11 protein-coding genes are annotated in these 15,729 nt (G+C 71.2%); 6 read left to right on the top strand and 5 right to left on the bottom strand.

Annotation, left to right across the window (positions count from 1 at the left end; translation table 11 throughout):
- Positions 1-21: 21 nt before the first annotated feature.
- The 5 genes from ACWD68_RS22405 to ACWD68_RS22425 all read left to right on the top strand — a co-directional run bounded on the left by ACWD68_RS22405 (position 22) and on the right by ACWD68_RS22425 (position 8,845).
- Complete coding sequence (locus ACWD68_RS22405; RefSeq protein WP_451808199.1) at positions 22-1,167, top strand: aldose epimerase family protein; 1,146 nt, start codon at positions 22-24, stop codon at positions 1,165-1,167.
- A gap of 181 nt (positions 1,168-1,348) precedes the next feature.
- A complete protein-coding gene (locus ACWD68_RS22410) occupies positions 1,349-3,028 on the top strand; it encodes a pyridoxal phosphate-dependent aminotransferase (protein ID WP_451808200.1) in 1,680 nt (559 codons plus the stop codon).
- 376 nt (positions 3,029-3,404) lie between these two features.
- On the top strand, positions 3,405-4,673 hold the full coding sequence (locus ACWD68_RS22415; protein ID WP_451808201.1) for an extracellular solute-binding protein: 1,269 nt from the start codon (positions 3,405-3,407) through the stop codon (positions 4,671-4,673).
- Between the two features lie 127 nt (positions 4,674-4,800).
- Positions 4,801-5,553: an intradiol ring-cleavage dioxygenase gene (locus tag ACWD68_RS22420; protein WP_451808202.1), complete on the top strand. Its 753-nt coding sequence runs from the start codon at positions 4,801-4,803 to the stop codon at positions 5,551-5,553.
- Between the two features lie 286 nt (positions 5,554-5,839).
- A complete protein-coding gene (locus ACWD68_RS22425) occupies positions 5,840-8,845 on the top strand; it encodes a beta-galactosidase (RefSeq protein ID WP_451808203.1) in 3,006 nt (1,001 codons plus the stop codon).
- On the opposite strand, the gene arfA is transcribed toward ACWD68_RS22425, so the two are convergent.
- The 5 genes from arfA to ACWD68_RS22450 all read right to left on the bottom strand — a co-directional run bounded on the left by arfA (position 8,842) and on the right by ACWD68_RS22450 (position 14,251).
- Positions 8,842-10,344, bottom strand: a complete 1,503-nt coding sequence (gene arfA, locus ACWD68_RS22430; RefSeq protein WP_451808204.1) for an arabinosylfuranosidase ArfA — start codon at positions 10,342-10,344, stop codon at positions 8,842-8,844. The genes ACWD68_RS22425 and arfA overlap by 4 nt on opposite strands.
- A gap of 515 nt (positions 10,345-10,859) precedes the next feature.
- The gene (locus ACWD68_RS22435; protein WP_451808205.1) at positions 10,860-11,708 is read right to left on the bottom strand and encodes an SMP-30/gluconolactonase/LRE family protein; all 849 of its coding nucleotides are present in this window, start codon (positions 11,706-11,708) and stop codon (positions 10,860-10,862) included.
- Positions 11,705-12,478 (bottom strand): IclR family transcriptional regulator, encoded by a 774-nt coding sequence (locus ACWD68_RS22440; protein ID WP_451808206.1) that lies wholly within the window; start codon positions 12,476-12,478, stop codon positions 11,705-11,707. Before ACWD68_RS22440 ends, ACWD68_RS22435 begins: the two co-directional genes overlap by 4 nt.
- Before the next feature lie 205 nt (positions 12,479-12,683).
- Entirely contained in the window at positions 12,684-13,865 is a 1,182-nt protein-coding gene (locus ACWD68_RS22445) for a PucR family transcriptional regulator (protein ID WP_451808242.1), read from the bottom strand.
- A gap of 233 nt (positions 13,866-14,098) precedes the next feature.
- A complete protein-coding gene (locus ACWD68_RS22450) occupies positions 14,099-14,251 on the bottom strand; it encodes a hypothetical protein (RefSeq protein WP_451808207.1) in 153 nt (50 codons plus the stop codon).
- Between the two features lie 267 nt (positions 14,252-14,518).
- On the opposite strand from ACWD68_RS22450, the gene ACWD68_RS22455 reads away from it, so the two are divergent.
- The gene (locus ACWD68_RS22455; protein ID WP_451808208.1) at positions 14,519-15,496 is read left to right on the top strand and encodes a DUF3068 domain-containing protein; all 978 of its coding nucleotides are present in this window, start codon (positions 14,519-14,521) and stop codon (positions 15,494-15,496) included.
- Positions 15,497-15,729: the final 233 nt, after the last annotated feature.

Raw genomic sequence — 15,729 nt, forward strand, 5'->3', positions numbered from 1 at the left:
CCATTGGGCAGGAGCCGCAAAATGGAAACGAGCAGACGTACGGTCATCGCAGCAGCGGCGGCGGCGGGATTAACCGCGGCCACCATCGGCACGGCGCACGCCTCGGGCGGCAGGAAGCCCGTGAAGGAGCTCTTCGGCAAGCTCGCCGACGGGACCAAGGTCCACCGGTGGTCGCTGGAGAACGGCGGGACACGGCTCAAGGTCCTGTCGTACGGCGGAATCGTCCAGTCCCTGGAGATCCCCGACCGGCACGGCAGGTACAAGAACGTCTCGCTGGGCTTCGGCACCATCGACGACTACGTGGCCGGCAGCCCGTACTTCGGTGCCCTGATCGGCCGGTACGGCAACCGCATCGCCAAGGGACAGTTCACCCTGGACGGCAAGAGCCACCAGCTCTCCGTCAACGACGGCGTCAACAGCCTGCACGGCGGCACGAAGGGCTTCGACAAGCACGTCTGGGACGTGGAGGGCTTCACGTCCGGCTCCGACGTCGGACTCGTCCTGCACTACACGAGCATCGACGGCGAGATGGGCTACCCCGGCACGCTCAGGGTGAAGGTCACCTACACCCTGACCAGGCACGGCGACTGGCGCGTCGACTACGAGGCCACCACCGACAAGGCCACCGTCGTCAACCTCACCAGCCACGTCTACTGGAACCTCGCCGGTGAGGGCAGCGGCTCGATCTACGACCACGAGCTGGAGATCGCGGCCGCCCGCTACACCCCCGTCGACTCGGGTCTGATCCCGACCGGTGAACTGGCCAAGGTCGCGGGCACCCCCTTCGACTTCCGCCGGACGAAGACCGTGGGCCGGGACATCCGGGTGGCCCACCAGCAGCTTCTGTACGGCAAGGGCATCGACCACAACTGGGCCCTCGACAAGGGCATCACGGCGAAGCCCCGGCATGTGGCGACGCTCCGCGACCCCTCCTCCGGCCGCACCCTGAGCATCGCGACGACCGAACCGGGCCTGCAGTTCTACTCGGGCAACTTCCTGGACGGCACCCTGGTCGGCACCGGCGGTCACATCTACCGCCAGGGCGACGCCCTCTGCCTGGAGACCCAGCACTTCCCGGACTCCCCGAACCATCCGTCGTTCCCCTCGACGGTGCTGCGGCCAGGACAGACGTACCGGACCAGCACGGTGCACTCGTTCGGTGCGTGACCGGACTCGTTCGGTGCGTGACCGGACTTCACAGCCGGTTCACAAAGTCCGCACGATTTCGCAGCGGTTGAACAGCGCCACATCCGTATCCGTATGAAAGGGCGGCCCGTGCTCCCCCGCACGGGCCACCCAAAGACGGAGGGCCCGTCCTCCCCAGCGGGCCCGCCCATACGGAGGTTCCATGGCCGGCAATGTCACCTCGCTCTTTCGCGGCACCGCGGCGCACAGCCCGTCGATGGCCGCACTGACGCGGGAGGGCGACGGAGCCGGGCCCGTGGATTTCTGTATTCCGTGCAACCCGTACTTCCCCACCCCCGCGATGTTCGACGAACTCGCGAGCCGGCTGCGCGAGATCATCACCTACTACCCGAGCAGCGCCGACACGATCACCAGTGAGCTGTGCTCGCTGCTGCAACTTCCGCCGCAGTGCGTCGCGATGGGCAACGGCTCCACCGAACTGATCACATGGATCGATCACTTGCTGGTCCGTGAGTCCCTCGCGATACCCGTCCCCACGTTCGGCCGCTGGACCGACCAGCCGATGGAGACCGGCAAGCGGGTCGACATGTTCCCGCTCCAGGAGTCCACCGGCTTCGCACTCGACCTGGCCGCGTACGCCAAGTTCATCCGCGCTCGCGGCACCAAGGTCGCCGTCATCTGCAACCCGAACAACCCCGACGGCGGCTTCCTGCCGCGCCAGTCCGTCATCCAGTTCATGGACGCGATGGCCGACCTGGACCTGATCATCATCGACGAGTCGTTCCTGGAGTTCGCCGACGCCGAGTCCGAGCCGAGCGTGGTCGAGGACGCGGTGATGCGGCCCAACGTCATCGTGCTGCGCAGCCTCGGCAAGAACTTCGGCCTGCACGGCATCCGCTTCGGCTATCTCGTGGCCAACCCCGCCCTGGCCGGCAAGGTCCGCTCGATGCTGCCGAAGTGGAACCTCAACTCCTTCGCGGAGACCGTGGTGTTCATGCTCAAGAACCACGGCGCCGAATACATGGAGAGCCTGCACATGGTCCGCCGCGACCGGCTCGACATGGCCCGCCAGCTCTCCGCGCTGCCCGGCCTGACGATCTACCCCTCGCAGGGCAACTTCCTGTTCGTACGCCTCCCCGTCGGCGCCGAAGGCACCGTGGTCCGGGACCGGCTGCTCACCGAGCACCGCATCCTGGTCCGCGAGTGCGGCAACAAAGTCGGTTCGTCCAGCCGCTTCCTGAGACTCGTGGTGCGCCCCCAGACGGACGTGCGTCGCCTGGTGTCCGGCCTGGAGCAGGTGCTCTACGGGTCCAGGAGGGGAACCGCCGTACCCGAGCTGAGCACAGGGCCTGGCTACAGCTCGGGTACGGCGGCGGTGGACCGGCTCGTCGGCGCGACCAACGGAGCGGGTATGCAGGGACTGGCCGCCCAGGCCAACGCCTGGCCCGGTCAGCCCGCGCCGGTGCAGGCCGCGCCCGCCCCGCAGCCCATCATGCCGCCCGCCCAGCCCGCCGCGGCCGCGAACTACCCCGCTCAGCAGCCCGTGGCGGCCGCGAACTACTCCGCCCCGCAGCCCGTGGCGGCCCCTGGCTACCCCGCCCCGCCGCAGGCCACCGCCTGGCCCGCCGCGGCCCAGGGCCCGGGTGCGATGCCCGCGCAGATGCCCCCGGCGGCCATGCCCGCCCCGGCCCAGTCGGCGGGTCTCCAGCCGGCCGCCCAGACGGGGATGCCCGGCATGGCCAACGCCGCCTCCCTGGGCGCGCAGGGCGGCCTGACGGCGGCCCAGGTCAGGGGCAGGACCCAGCCGGAGCCACCGCCGCAACCCCAGTCGGACGGCGGCTGGGGAGCCGTGGGCGCGATGCTGTACAACCAGGCCGGTTAGGACCTGTCCGGCCGGTCATGCCGGTCATTGCCGCAGCCGCGGGGTCCGGTACGCACACCTGCGGCGTTGTCGCCTTCCCGGGACTCGACCGGCCGGACAGGTCCTCAAGCCACTCACATCAGCGGGCGGACACCCGACGACCGGCCACGGGCCGACCGCCGGGAACCACCCGTGTCCGACGGAATCGAGGCACGGACGCGTTCGCGGTTCACGCGTCCCCTCCTCCCGTCCTGCGTCACGGCCCGGTGATGTCGCGCCACCGCCGACACACCGCCGGAACCAAAACGCAACCGTCGCGGCCCTGTGCGCCGCCCGCCGCCCGGCCTAGGATCGACGCTCTTCGTCTACGCGCGTCGAGAAGGCTGGAACAGGGGTGATGGCCGTGCGTCGCAGTGCTCGGATCATGATGACGATGGTCGCCGCGTTCGGGCTCACCGCGGGCGCGGCCGGCTGCGGCGCGGGATCGGGGACGAAGGACGCGAAGACCACCACCCTGACCGTCGTCGCGACCAACTACGGCGACAGCGTCCACAAGAACTCGCAGGGCTACTGGGACCGGGTCGGGCTCGACTTCCAGGCCGCCCATCCGGGCGTGCGGGTGGTGACGACGGTCTACCCGGCCGACGCCGTGGACGCGAAGGTCGCGGCGCTGGTGAAGCAGGGCAAGGCGCCCGACGTCGTGCAGACCGGCAGCTTCGCCGAGTACGCGGCCGCCGGGCAGCTGTACTCGGCCGAGGAACTGCTCTCGATCCCCGTCCAGGCCGGGTTCGTACGGAGCCTCGCCCAGGCGGGCGAGGTGGCGGGCACCCAGTACGGGCTGCCGTTCACCGCGAGCACCCGGCTGCTCTACTACAACAAGGACCTGTTCCGGCAGGCCGGCCTCGAACCGCCGGCCACCTGGCAGGAACTCCTGGTCGACGCGCGGGTGCTGAAGACCCGGGGCGTGAAGTACCCGATCGCGCTTCCGCTGGGGCCCGAGGAGGCGGAAGCGGAAACCCTGGGGTGGCTGCTGGCAGGAGAGGGCGGGTACACCAACAGCAGCGGCAGTTACGACCTCGCCTCCGACGCCAACGTCTCGACCCTCACCTGGCTCAGGTCGAACCTCGTCGAGCCGGGCCTCACGGGCCCGGTCGCGCCCGGCAGGCTCAACCGCGGCGCGGCACTGAGCGCCTTCATCGACGGCGAGGCCGCCATGGTGAACGCCCCGCTCTCCCTGATGCGGCAGATCGAGGACTCCTCGACGCATGTGTCCTACGGCACCGTCGCCCTGCCGAGCAGGACCGGCAAGACCGTGCCGACCATGGGCACCGCCGACTGGATCACCGCCTTCAAGCAGGGCGGCCACCGCGAACTGACGGGCGCGTTCCTCGACTTCCTGTACGGCGACAAGTACGTCGGCGAGCAGGCCGCCGAGTACCAGTTGCTCCCGGTCACCGAGTCGGTGAGCTCCCGCATGCGCGCCGACGGCCGCCACCGCAAGCTCTGGAAGGGCCTCGACGCCCTGGGCAACATGAGCCTGTATCCGCTCTCCGAGACGAGCTGGTCGCGGGTGGCGGCCGCGATCCGGTCGAAGATCGGCGCGTCCGTCGCACCGGGCGGCGATCCGGGGGCGGTCCTGACGTCGATCGCGAAGACGACACGCTGAACCGGGGACGACCGCGCAACCTGTCCAACAAGGAACTTGACGGGCTGTCACTTTACGGAACTGACAGCCGACCGACAGCATCCACTTCTACGGTGCCGTGTTCATGACAGATTCCCCCTCGAAAGACATGTCAGAGGCGCCTGTCGGGCGCCGCACCGTACTGATCGCCACGGGCGCCACGGCCGCGGCACTGGCCGTGGGCGCCGCCGCACCCGCCGCACCCGGCACCGGCGCGGCGGACGCGACCCCCGCCGCCGCGGCGGCCGTCTGCACCCTCACCAAGGAGATGACCGAAGGCCCCTACTACCTCGACGGACAGCTCGTCCGCGCCGACGTCACCGAAGGCAAGGCGGGCGCCCCGCTCAAGCTGGCGCTCACCGTCGTCGACGACGACACCTGCGCGCCGATCGCGGGCGCCCTCGTGGAGATCTGGCACTCCGACGCGCTCGGCGAGTACTCCGGCTTCGTCGGCAACAACGGCCACAGCGAACCCGACGACGGCACGTTCCTGCGCGGCGGCGTCCTGACGAACACGTCCGGCGTCGCGAACATCACCTCGATCTACCCCGGCTGGTACCGCGGCCGCTGCGTGCACATCCACGTCAAGGTGCACACCGGCGTCACCCTCACCTCCGACGGCTCCTTCACCGGCGGCAGGGAACTCCACACCGGCCAGCTCTTCTTCAACGAGACGGTCACCACGGCGATGGCCAAGGTGTCCCCCTACTCCACCAACAAGGTCACCCGCACCACCCTCGCCCAGGACTCCATCTACGACGACGCCGGCGCCTCCTCCGGCCTCCTCACCCTGACGGCCCTCGGCAGCACCGCCTCCGCCGGATACACCGGCACCCTGACGCTCGGCGTCGAGTCGAGCTGACCCGCCCCTTCCCCCACGGAAGCCGGGGGCGGCCCGCGACCGCGCGGGCCGCCCCCGGCCGCGACCGGTGCCTGCCGCACCGCCACGGCCGGCGTCCCGCCGCGCCACGACCTCCGGTGCCGCCCGCACCACGCGAACCGCCCATACCGCGTAATCCGCCCGCGCCGAGATCCTTATATGACCATCAAATGACCCGACCGTGTGGACAATGGCCGCACCTTCCCCCGGGTTCTCGGACTCGGTCCGAGCAGGGGGAATCCCCATCGCCGTCCACGGGAGGACCCGCATGGTGTTGAGCAGACGTACCTTCAGCGCACTCGCCGGAACCGCCGCGCTCGGCATCTCGCTGAGCGGCAGCGGGAGCATCGAGGCGTGCGCGGCCGGAAGGGCGCCCCTCGCACCCACCGGGCCCCCGCCCGCACCACCCACCGCCGACGGCAGGGCGCACACGGTCGGCTTCGACCGCTACTCGATGCTGATCGACGGCAAGCGCCTGGTGATCTGGTCCGGGGAGATCCACCCCTTCCGGCTGCCGAGCCCGTCCCTGTGGCGGGACGTCCTGCAGAAGGTGCGCGCCCACGGCTACAACGCGATCAGCATCTACGTCGCCTGGAACTACCACTCCCCCGCCCCCGGGCAGTTCGACTTCACCGGGGTCCGCGACCTCGACCTCTTCCTGCGGACCGCCGCCGAGACCGGGCTGTACGTCATCCTGCGCCCCGGCCCGTACATCAACGCCGAGGTCGACGCGGGCGGCTTCCCCGGCTGGCTGACCGTCACCCGGGGGACGGCCCGCACCTCCGACCCGACCTATCTGGAGCACGTCGACGCGTGGCTGACCGCCATCGACCGCATCGCCGCCCGCCACCTCTACACCGACGGCGGCGGCACGATCGTCCTCTACCAACTGGAGAACGAGTACGACAACCATGTGACCGAGCCCGCGGGCCGCGACTACATGGCGCACCTCTACGCCAAGGTGCGGGCCGACGGCATCGACGTGCCGCTCTTCCACAACGACAAGGGCAGGAACGGCCACTGGGCCCCCGGCACCTTCGACACGGGCGGCGAGCGGGGGCGTTACCTCTACGGCTTCGACGGCTACCCCTCACCCTTCAAGACCCCGCCGGACTGGGGCCACTTCGGCACCGGCGGCACGAAGGGCGGCTCGACCGCCAGCCCGGACACCCCGGGCTTCATCTCCGAGTTCGGGGGCGGCTGGTTCGACCCGTGGGGCGGAGCCGAGTTCGACGGCAAGGGGTACGCGGAGTCGCGCCGCACCCGGGACGCGGCCTACGAGCGGCGCTTCTACCTCACCAACCTCGCCAACGGCATCACGGTCCACAACGTCTACATGACCTTCGGCGGCACGTCCTGGGGCTGGCTGCCCGCGCCGATCGTCTACACCTCGTACGACTACGGGGCCGCCCTCGACGAGGCCCGGCAGCCGACCGAGAAGCTCGTCCCGATGCACCAGATCGGGCAACTGCTGCACTCGGTGCCCGACTTGGCGAAGCTGGAAAGGGCCGAGGTGATCCCCGCCGACGACACCGGTGCCGACCTCGGTGCCGACCTCGGCATCAAGGCCTACCATCTGGTCAACCCGGACACGAAGGCGCACTTCCACGTGCTGCGCAACGACTCCTCCACCGAGGCCGTCGCCTCCGTCCCGCTCGGGGGGACGACCGTCGCGGTGCCGGTGCCCGGCCTCGACGCCCGGCTGCTCGCCGCCGGCATCACTCTCGGGCGGCGCACGCTCCGGTACTCCACCGCCCAGCCGATGCTGCGGCTGACCGCCGGGCGGCAGGACATCGCGGTGTTCACGGGCCGGACGGGCGAGTCGACGCGCACCTGTCTGGAGTCCGCGAGCGAGCCGACGGTCACCGTGCTGGAGGGGAACGCCGGGCACACCTACCAGGACGGGGTCCTGCGGATCGACGCCCGGCTCGGCGGCATCACCCGGGTGCTGGTGGAGGGCGGCGGCATCGCCGCCCCCCTCCTGCTGCTGCTCGCCGACGACGAGAGCTCCCGCCTGCTGTGGCGGTACGACACCCCGTCGGGTCCGGTGCTGGTGCGCGGCCCGGCGCTGCTGCGCACGGCCGCCGTGCGCGGTACGACCGTCCATCTCACCGGGGACACGGTGCGGGCGGCGGACCTGGAGGTGTGGGGGCCGCGCGGGATGTGCGAACTCGTCTGGAACCACGGCACCTTGAAGGCCCGAGCCACCACGTCCGGGAGTCTGCGGGCCGAGCAGCCGCTGGCCGGTGTGCCTCAGGTGCGGCTGCCCGCCCTGGCCAACTGGCTCCGGTCCGAGGGGAATCCCGAGTCGGCCACCGATCACGACGACACGGCGTGGCGGGTCGCCGACAAGAAGTCCTCGTACAGCGTCACGCCCGTGCCCGCCGGGCAGCCCGTCCTCTTCGCCGACGACTACGGCTTCCACTACGGCGACGTCTGGTACCGGGGGCACTTCGCGGACGCGGGCGACGCGAAGTCGGTGTCCCTCTCCTATGTCGCGGGAGCGCAGGGGCTGTTGATGGCCTGGCTGGACGGGGAGCCGCTGGGCACGCACCGGATGCCGGTGCCGGACAAGAAGACCGTACGGAAGGGGACCTGGGCGGCCACCGCCGCCTTCCCCGTCCGGCCGCGGGCCGGGCACCCCCATGTGCTGTCCGTCCTGGTCCGGCGTATGCAGCACGACCAGGACGGACAGGCCGACGACTCCCACAAGGTGGCCCGGGGCCTCACGGACGTCACCTTCACCGGGGCGGCCCCCGCGGTCGACTGGCGCGTCCAGGGGGCCACGGCCCCCGATCCGGTGCGTGGACCGCTCAACACCGGAGGTCTGCACGGGGAGCGGCACGGCTGGCATCTGCCGGGGTTCGCGGACGACGGCTGGGAGGTGGTCGACTTCCCGCGGGCCGAGCGTCGGCAGGGGGTCACCTGGTACCGCACCGGCTTCCGGCTCGCCGTCGACAGCGGTGTGGACGCCTCGATCGGCCTCACCCTGACCGACGACCCGGCCCGCGCCTATCGCGTCCAGATCTTCCTGAACGGCTGGAACATGGGTCAGTACATCAACGACGTAGGGCCCCAGCACACCTTCGTCCTTCCGAACGGGGTGCTGCGCACACGGGGGCTGAACACGCTGGCCCTCGCCGTGCTGTCCGACGGGACCACACTCGCGGGCCCCGGCCGGGTGGAGCTGACGCTGCTGGGCAGCGCGGCCGGAGGAGTACCGGTGACCCCGGTGGACTCCCCCGGCCCCACGACCGCCCGGGGCGGGAACTAGACCAGCCTGATCATGTTCCAGGACAGCGGCTCCAGGACGGCGTTCAGCGTGCCGTCCCGGAGCGTGGTCCCCTCGACCGGGTGCGGAGTGACCCGCTCCTGGTCGTGCAGGGTGTTGGTGGCGTCCGGGTCGGTGTCGGCGAGCGCGCTGTGCTCGACGACCGACGTCAACCCCATCCGATGCAGGGCGACTTCGAGCGGGAGCGGCTCGGTCTGACTGCGGTTGACGGCGAAGACGGTGACCGAGCCGTCCTCGGCGCGCACCGCGGTGGCGTGCAGCAGATCCGCCCGGCCGTACTTGCGGGTGGTGTACGTCGGTGAGTCCACCCGGACGTCGAGGACCCGCCCGCGCCCGTGCGCCGAGGCCTGCGCGAACGGATGGAACGTCGTCTGGCGCCAGGCCGGGCCGCCCGGTTCGGTCATGATCGGCGCGATGACGTTGACGAGCTGGGCGAGGCAGGCGACCGTCACCCGGTCCGCGTGCCGCAGCAGCGCGATGAGCAGCGAGCCGAACACGACCGCGTCCGTGACGGAGTAGACGTCCTCCAGCAGGCGCGGGGCCTCCTGCCAGTCCTCGACCGGATGCGGGTCGGGCCGGCTCTGGTACCAGACGTTCCACTCGTCGAAGGAGAGGTTGATCCTCTTCGCCGACTTCAGGCGGGCGCCCACGTGGTCACAGGTCGCCACCACGTTCTCGATGAACGACTCGGTGTCGACGGCGGAGGCGAGGAAGGAGTCCCGGTCGCCGTCGGTCTCCTCGTAGTAGGCGTGCAGGGAGATGTGGTCGACGAGGTCGTACGTCTCCTCCAGGACCGTCGACTCCCATGCGGCGAAGGTGGGCATCCCCTGCCCGGAGGAGCCGCACGCGACGAGTTCGAGGTCCGGGTCCATCTGCCGCATCGCACGGGCGGTCTCGGCGGCGAGCCGGCCGTACTCCTCGGCGGTCTTGTGGCCGGTCTGCCAGGGGCCGTCCATCTCGTTGCCTAGGCACCACAGCCTGATGCCGAACGGGTCCTTGTCGCCGTGCGCGATCCGCAGGTCGGAACGGGCGGTCCCGGAGGGGTGGTTGGCGTACTCCTGGAGTTCCAGGGCTTCGGCGACCCCCCGGGTGCCGAGGTTGAGGGCCATCATCGGCTCGGCCTGCGGGCCGATCTTCTTGAGGAAGTCGATGTACTCGCTGAGCCCGAAGCGGTTGGACTCGGTGGAGCGCCAGGCGAGGTCCAGCCGGCGGGGCCGCTCCTCGGCGGGGCCGACCGAGTCCTCCCAGTTGTAGCCGGAGACGAAGTTGCCGCCGGGGTAGCGGACGGCTGTGACACCGAGTTCACGGACCAGCTCCAGCACGTCCGTACGCAGGCCTTCGGCGTCCGCGGCCGGGTGGCCGGGTTCGAAGATGCCGGTGTGGACGCAGCGGCCTAGATGCTCGACGAAGGAACCGAAGAGACGGGGGTTGACCTCGCCGATGGTGAAGGCGGGGTCGAGGGCGAAGCGGGCGGTGCGCATGGTGTCCTCTCGGGGGCGCCTTGAGTGGGGGTGGCTTGTGTTCCGTGGGCGTGTGCGGGTCTGCCGTGGCCGGTCGCGCCCACGCGGCGGTGCCACGGTTCCGATGGGGTCCCGCGCGCCCGACCGGCGACGGGCCGGCCGCTCTTCGTCCAGTTCAGCCGGTTCAAGCGCGGCTTGTGGGTGCCCCGAGTCGTCGGCGTCGCAGAAGGGGTCCTCAGACCGCGCCCGTGCGCTCGCGCCGGAAGCGAGCGCGTCCGCACCGGTGCCGGTGCCGGTGCCGAGCGCGGCGAAGCCGAGACTGCCCGCGGCCGTCAACCCGCCCACGGAGAAGAGGAGTTGCCCCCGGCTCGGGCCAGGTCGTTCCATTCCTCGCCCCCGCTGTTCGAAATGTCGACAATCGATCGCAACTCCGAACGGGACCGTAGACAGGAAGCGCTTACTCGTCAATGGTCTGCGCAAAAATCGAAAGTCCCCGCCCAGTGACCGACAACCGGGCGGGGACGTACGCGCGTCGGCTATCCGGCGAACGCCGGCTGCGGCAGGCCCTTGCCCACGCCCGGGACGACAAGCAGGGAGCCGGACATCGGGTGCGGTGCCGCGAGGCCCGTACGGGCGGTGGTGATGTAGAGGTCGGTGAGGTCGGCCCCGCCGAACGCGCAGGAGGTCGGGCGGCGGACCGGCAGCTCGACGACCCGGTCCAACGCGCCGTCCGGCGTGTAGCGGCGGACCGCTCCGCCGTCCCACAGGGCCACCCAGACGCAGCCGTCGGCGTCCACGGTCAGACCGTCGGGGAAACCGTCCTCCACGGTCGCGAACGGGCGCCTGCCGACGGGGAGCCGGTCGTCGCCGATGTCGAAGACATCGACGCGGCGGGTCGGCGAGTCGATGTAGTAGACACGGCGGCCGTCGGGGCTCCAGCCCGTGCCGTTGCTGACGGCGACGTCGTCGAGGATCGGGCGGACCGTGCCGTCGGGGGCGATCCGCGACAGCGTGCCCCCGCCCGGCGCCTCGTCGTAGCGCATGGTGCCGCACCACAGCGAGCCGTCGGGGGCGACGGCCGCGTCGTTGGCCCGGCGGCCGGGCACGGGCTCCCGGTGCAGCCAGCGGAACGCGCCGGATCCCGCCGGACCGTAGAGGCCCACGCCGTCGCGGAGGTTGACCACCAGGCCGCCGCCCGCGCGGGGCTTGGCGGCGCCCACGTGCTGCTCGGTGGCGAGCACCGTGCGGCGGCCGGAGGCGGGGTCGTAGGTGTGGATCCGGGAGCCGAGGACGTCGACCCAGATGAGCCGGCGCTCGACGGGGTCCCAGGTCGGCCCCTCGCCGAGGGCCGCGTGCGCGGGGACCGCGACCTCGACGGCCGTCATCCCACGCTCCGGTGGCCGAGCCGCTCGGACAGTTCCGCGGCACCCTTCGCGGCGAGCTGCTCGAGCTCGACACGGCGGTCGTCGCTCCAGCGGATCATCGGTACGGAGATGGAGAGCGCGGCGACGACCTGTCCCGCGCGGTCACGCACCGGGGCGGCGACACAGCTGACGTCCGGGTTGGACTCACGGCTCTCCACGGCGATCCCGCGACGGCGGATCTCGGCGAGGGCCTCGCGCAGGGCGCCCGGCTCGGTGATGCTGTTCGGGGTCATCGCGACGAGGTCGGCGTCGTCGGGGACGCGCGAGGTCAGCTCCGGCTCGGAGAGGGAGGCGAGCAGCATCTTGCCGACGGAGGTGCAGTGCGCGGGAAGACGGCGGCCGGCCGCCGAGACCATCCGGACGGCGTGCGTGGAGTCGACCTTCGCGATGTAGATGACGTCGGTGCCCTCGAGGATCGCCACGTGCACGGTCTCGTCGCAGGTCTCGGCGACGGAGCGGGCGACCTGCTGACCCTCGGCCGCGAGGTCGAGCTGCTCGGCGTAACGGCTGCCGAGCTGGTACGGGCGCACGCCGAGCCGGTAGCGTCCCGGCTGGCCGGGCACCTGCACGATGTACGAGCGGGCGGCGAGGGTGGTCACCAGTTCGTGCACGGTCGTGCGCGGCAGCTGGAGTCTGCGCACGATGTCGGGGGCGGAGAGAGTCCCGTCCCCGTCGAGGAAGAGTTCCAGTATGTCCAGAGCTCGGGTCACGGCAGGTACGAGGCGTCCCACAACCGGCCCCCTCCCTTATGTTCGAAATTTCAACAGACGATCGGGATGACGAACACAGGCTAGTCATATTGGGCTTGGCCGGGCAATGGGTTGAGGCATGGTGTCGGCCCGGAGGGTCCGCGGCGAGGCCCGCGTCGGGCCTCCCCACCCGGCACGGCGGACGGACGGGAGAGGCCGTGGGCGCCGGCCGGCGCCGGCGGCCCGGTCAGCGGCGCGGGCGGGGATCTCCCAGTTCGCCCCGCAGGCGTTGCGCGCGCAGAACCAGCTCCAGCTCGAACCGCCGGTCGGGGTCGTCGATCTCGTCGCCCCACAGCTCTCTGATCTGGCGGAGGCGATAACGGACCGTCTGCGGATGGACACCGAGACGGGCCGCGACCTCGGGGGCGCCGCCCCGTGTCTCCAGCCAGGCCAGCAGCGTCTCCGCGAGCCTCCGGCCGTGGGTGGGCCCGCAGTGGGCGAGTGGTTCCAGACAGCGCAGGGCGAGATCGTCGATCAGCTCCTCGGGCTGGAGCAGGACCAGCGCCTCGGTGTGCTCCGTACAGTGCAGGACCTCGCCGGCGGGGAGCAGCCCGCGCTCCATGAGGCGCACGGCGGCCTCCGCCCAGCGCAGCGACTTCGCGGCGTCGGCCAGCGGCACCGGCGGTCCGATCGCCCCCGACCATCCGGTCAGCGCCCGGTGCAGCAGCTCAGGGCGGCCCGCGGCGGCCGGCTCGGGCACGACCATGCGCGGCTGCTCGTACTCCATGTCGAGCAGCACGCTCGGTCCGACGGCGGGCGCGACGGCTTCCCGGGCCGGGCGCAGCAGCACTCCGACGGCCAGCCGGCCGGGCAGCGGCCAGCCGATCCGGGCGGCCCGTTCGACGAGCGCCTCGGCGAGGTCGCCCCGGGTGTGGTCCTCGGAGAGCAGGAGCTCCATCAGACGCCGCTGGAGGCGCAGCCGCTCCCCGGCCTGCCGGGCGGCCGCCTCGGCGTAGCCGCGTACGGACTGGTCGACGAGCCCGTCCAGGTACTCGTATCCCGCGTCGACGAGCTCGTACATCGCCGGGGGCGGGATGTCGACGCGCAGCCCGATCTCCGCGAACCGCCGCCAGGCGAGTCTGACCCCCAGCCGGTAGATCGCCTGGAGCGAGTCGAGGGTGCGGCCGTGCATGCCCTCGCCCCGGCCGAATTCCTGGAAGACCTCGGGGTGCACGCGCGGGCGGCCCTCCGCCGTCTCCAGGTGCTGCACGAAGACCTCGATGGCGCGGCGTATGCCGACCAGGGCCATGGGCTCGCCGGAGTCGTCGAGGACGAGGGGCAGGTGCGGGTACTCGCGGCGGATCTCGCGCAGGATCTCCTCGGCGAGCACCGGCGCCTCGGCCATGGCGATCGTCGCGAACTGGCGCACTTTGAGGCGCGGAACGTCGTGCCAGGCCGAGCGCGTGCCGGTGGCTCCCGAGCGGCTCTGCGCCGTTCGGTCCGGGTCCGGGGCGTCGCAGCCGTCGCCGGGAGGGCGACCGCGTCCGGGCCCCGCTTCGCCGGGGTCTCCGCGCGCCCCCGGGATCTCCGCCCCGTCCGGCCGGGCGGGACCTTCGTCCTCGCGCGACAGCGCCGGCCGTGCGCCTCCGCGGCTCGACACGGTCAGCGCTCCTGGCCGGCATTCTCGTAGGTGATCAGCGGGGTGTTCGGCTGGTCGGGGGTCGCGTCGAGCAGCGCCACGATGTCGAGTGCGGCGCCCACGGCGAGTGCGGCGGCGGCGACGACGGTGAGTACGGCGGCGAGCAGTCTGGACATCGCAGGGTCAGCCTCTCGGTCGGAGGTCGTCCCCACCCCAAGGCCGTGCGGCCACCGGTCGAGTGGTCCCACGGACACAGCCCCTGCCGGCCCCGCCCGGCAGGAGCCAGTCTCGACAATGCATTGACACTCCGTCAAGGGTGCGCCTACGGTTCCCGGCCCATACCGCACGTGCACTTTCTCCCTCGGTGTCGACGCATCCGTATCACCTCGTACCACCAGATATCACTCGTGCGTCGAGCCTCCTCACGCCCCTGGAGTGCCCGGATGCGCCGGAAGTTCTCACCCGTCTCCCTGATCCTCGTCGGCCTCGGCACCTTTCTCCTCGTGCTGGCCCCGATGCTCGTCTGGTACGTGGAGCCACGTGCCGCCGTGAACCCGATCGACATCGACACGACCGCCGTCTACACCGGCACCGGCAGCGTCTTCGACGTCGAGAAGGTCGAGACCGTGCCCGGCCAGAACATCACCGTCACCCAGGTGGTGCGGGGAGACGTCGCCGACAGCGAGCGCAGCGGGAAGGCCGTCTGGGACGTGACGACGACGGTCGACACGGACGGCTCGCTGCCCGCGGCCGACCCGCACGACGCCCTGGAGTTCACGCCGGGCCGCTGGGTCACCGACCGGAGGTCCAACCAGCCGGCGCACTGCTGCCAGGAGAGCCCGTACTACGAGGGCGAGGCCTACCTGAAGTTCCCCTTCGACGTGCAAAAACGCGCGTACCGCTGGTGGGACAACTCCCTCGGCGCGCCCGTCACCCTGCACTACAAGGGCATCAAAAAGATCCGGGGGTACGAGGGGTACCGGTTCACCGGAACCGTCCCCGCCACCCGGACCGGGACGCGGCTGGTGCCGGGCGCGATCGTCGGGGAGCCGCAGCGCAGCCAGGTGCTCGCCGAGGAGTGGTACGCCAACCACCTCATCGACCTCGTCGTGGACCAGCGCACCGGACGGGTGATCTACGCGCAGGTCGGCCCGCGCAGGACGCTGCGCGCACCGGGCGTCGAGAAGGACGCGGCGGTGCTCCTGGACAGCCGGAAGCTGGCCTTCACCGCGGCGACCCAGCGGGACCAGGTCGAGCAGGCGAAGACCGAGAGCGGCCAACTGCGCCTCCTGGGGGAGACGTTGCCGATCGGTGCCGGTGTGCTGGGATTCGTACTGGCTCTGGTGGGTGCCGTTTTGATGGTACGTGGGCGGCGTGATCCCGGTTCGCCCGAGTCGCCCCCTACTTCCCTCACGATGTGATGTGCCGTCAGCTCCACAAAGCCCCGAAATTGTCACTCCGGTGAGTAGCCGACGCGAACGGCTCGGCGAAAACTGTCCAACCCCACCCGAACACAGCACGTCCACAGCCCCGTTACAGCAACCGCCCGCACCCCACCACCGGGCGGCCCCCCGGCATCACCCACGGAAAGCGTCCCAGACCGCACGAACACCGATGATCCGCGCCGCGTCCCGCCCCCCACACTGAGTTCCGC

The sequence above is a fragment of the Streptomyces sp. NPDC005141 genome, assembly GCF_053599975.1.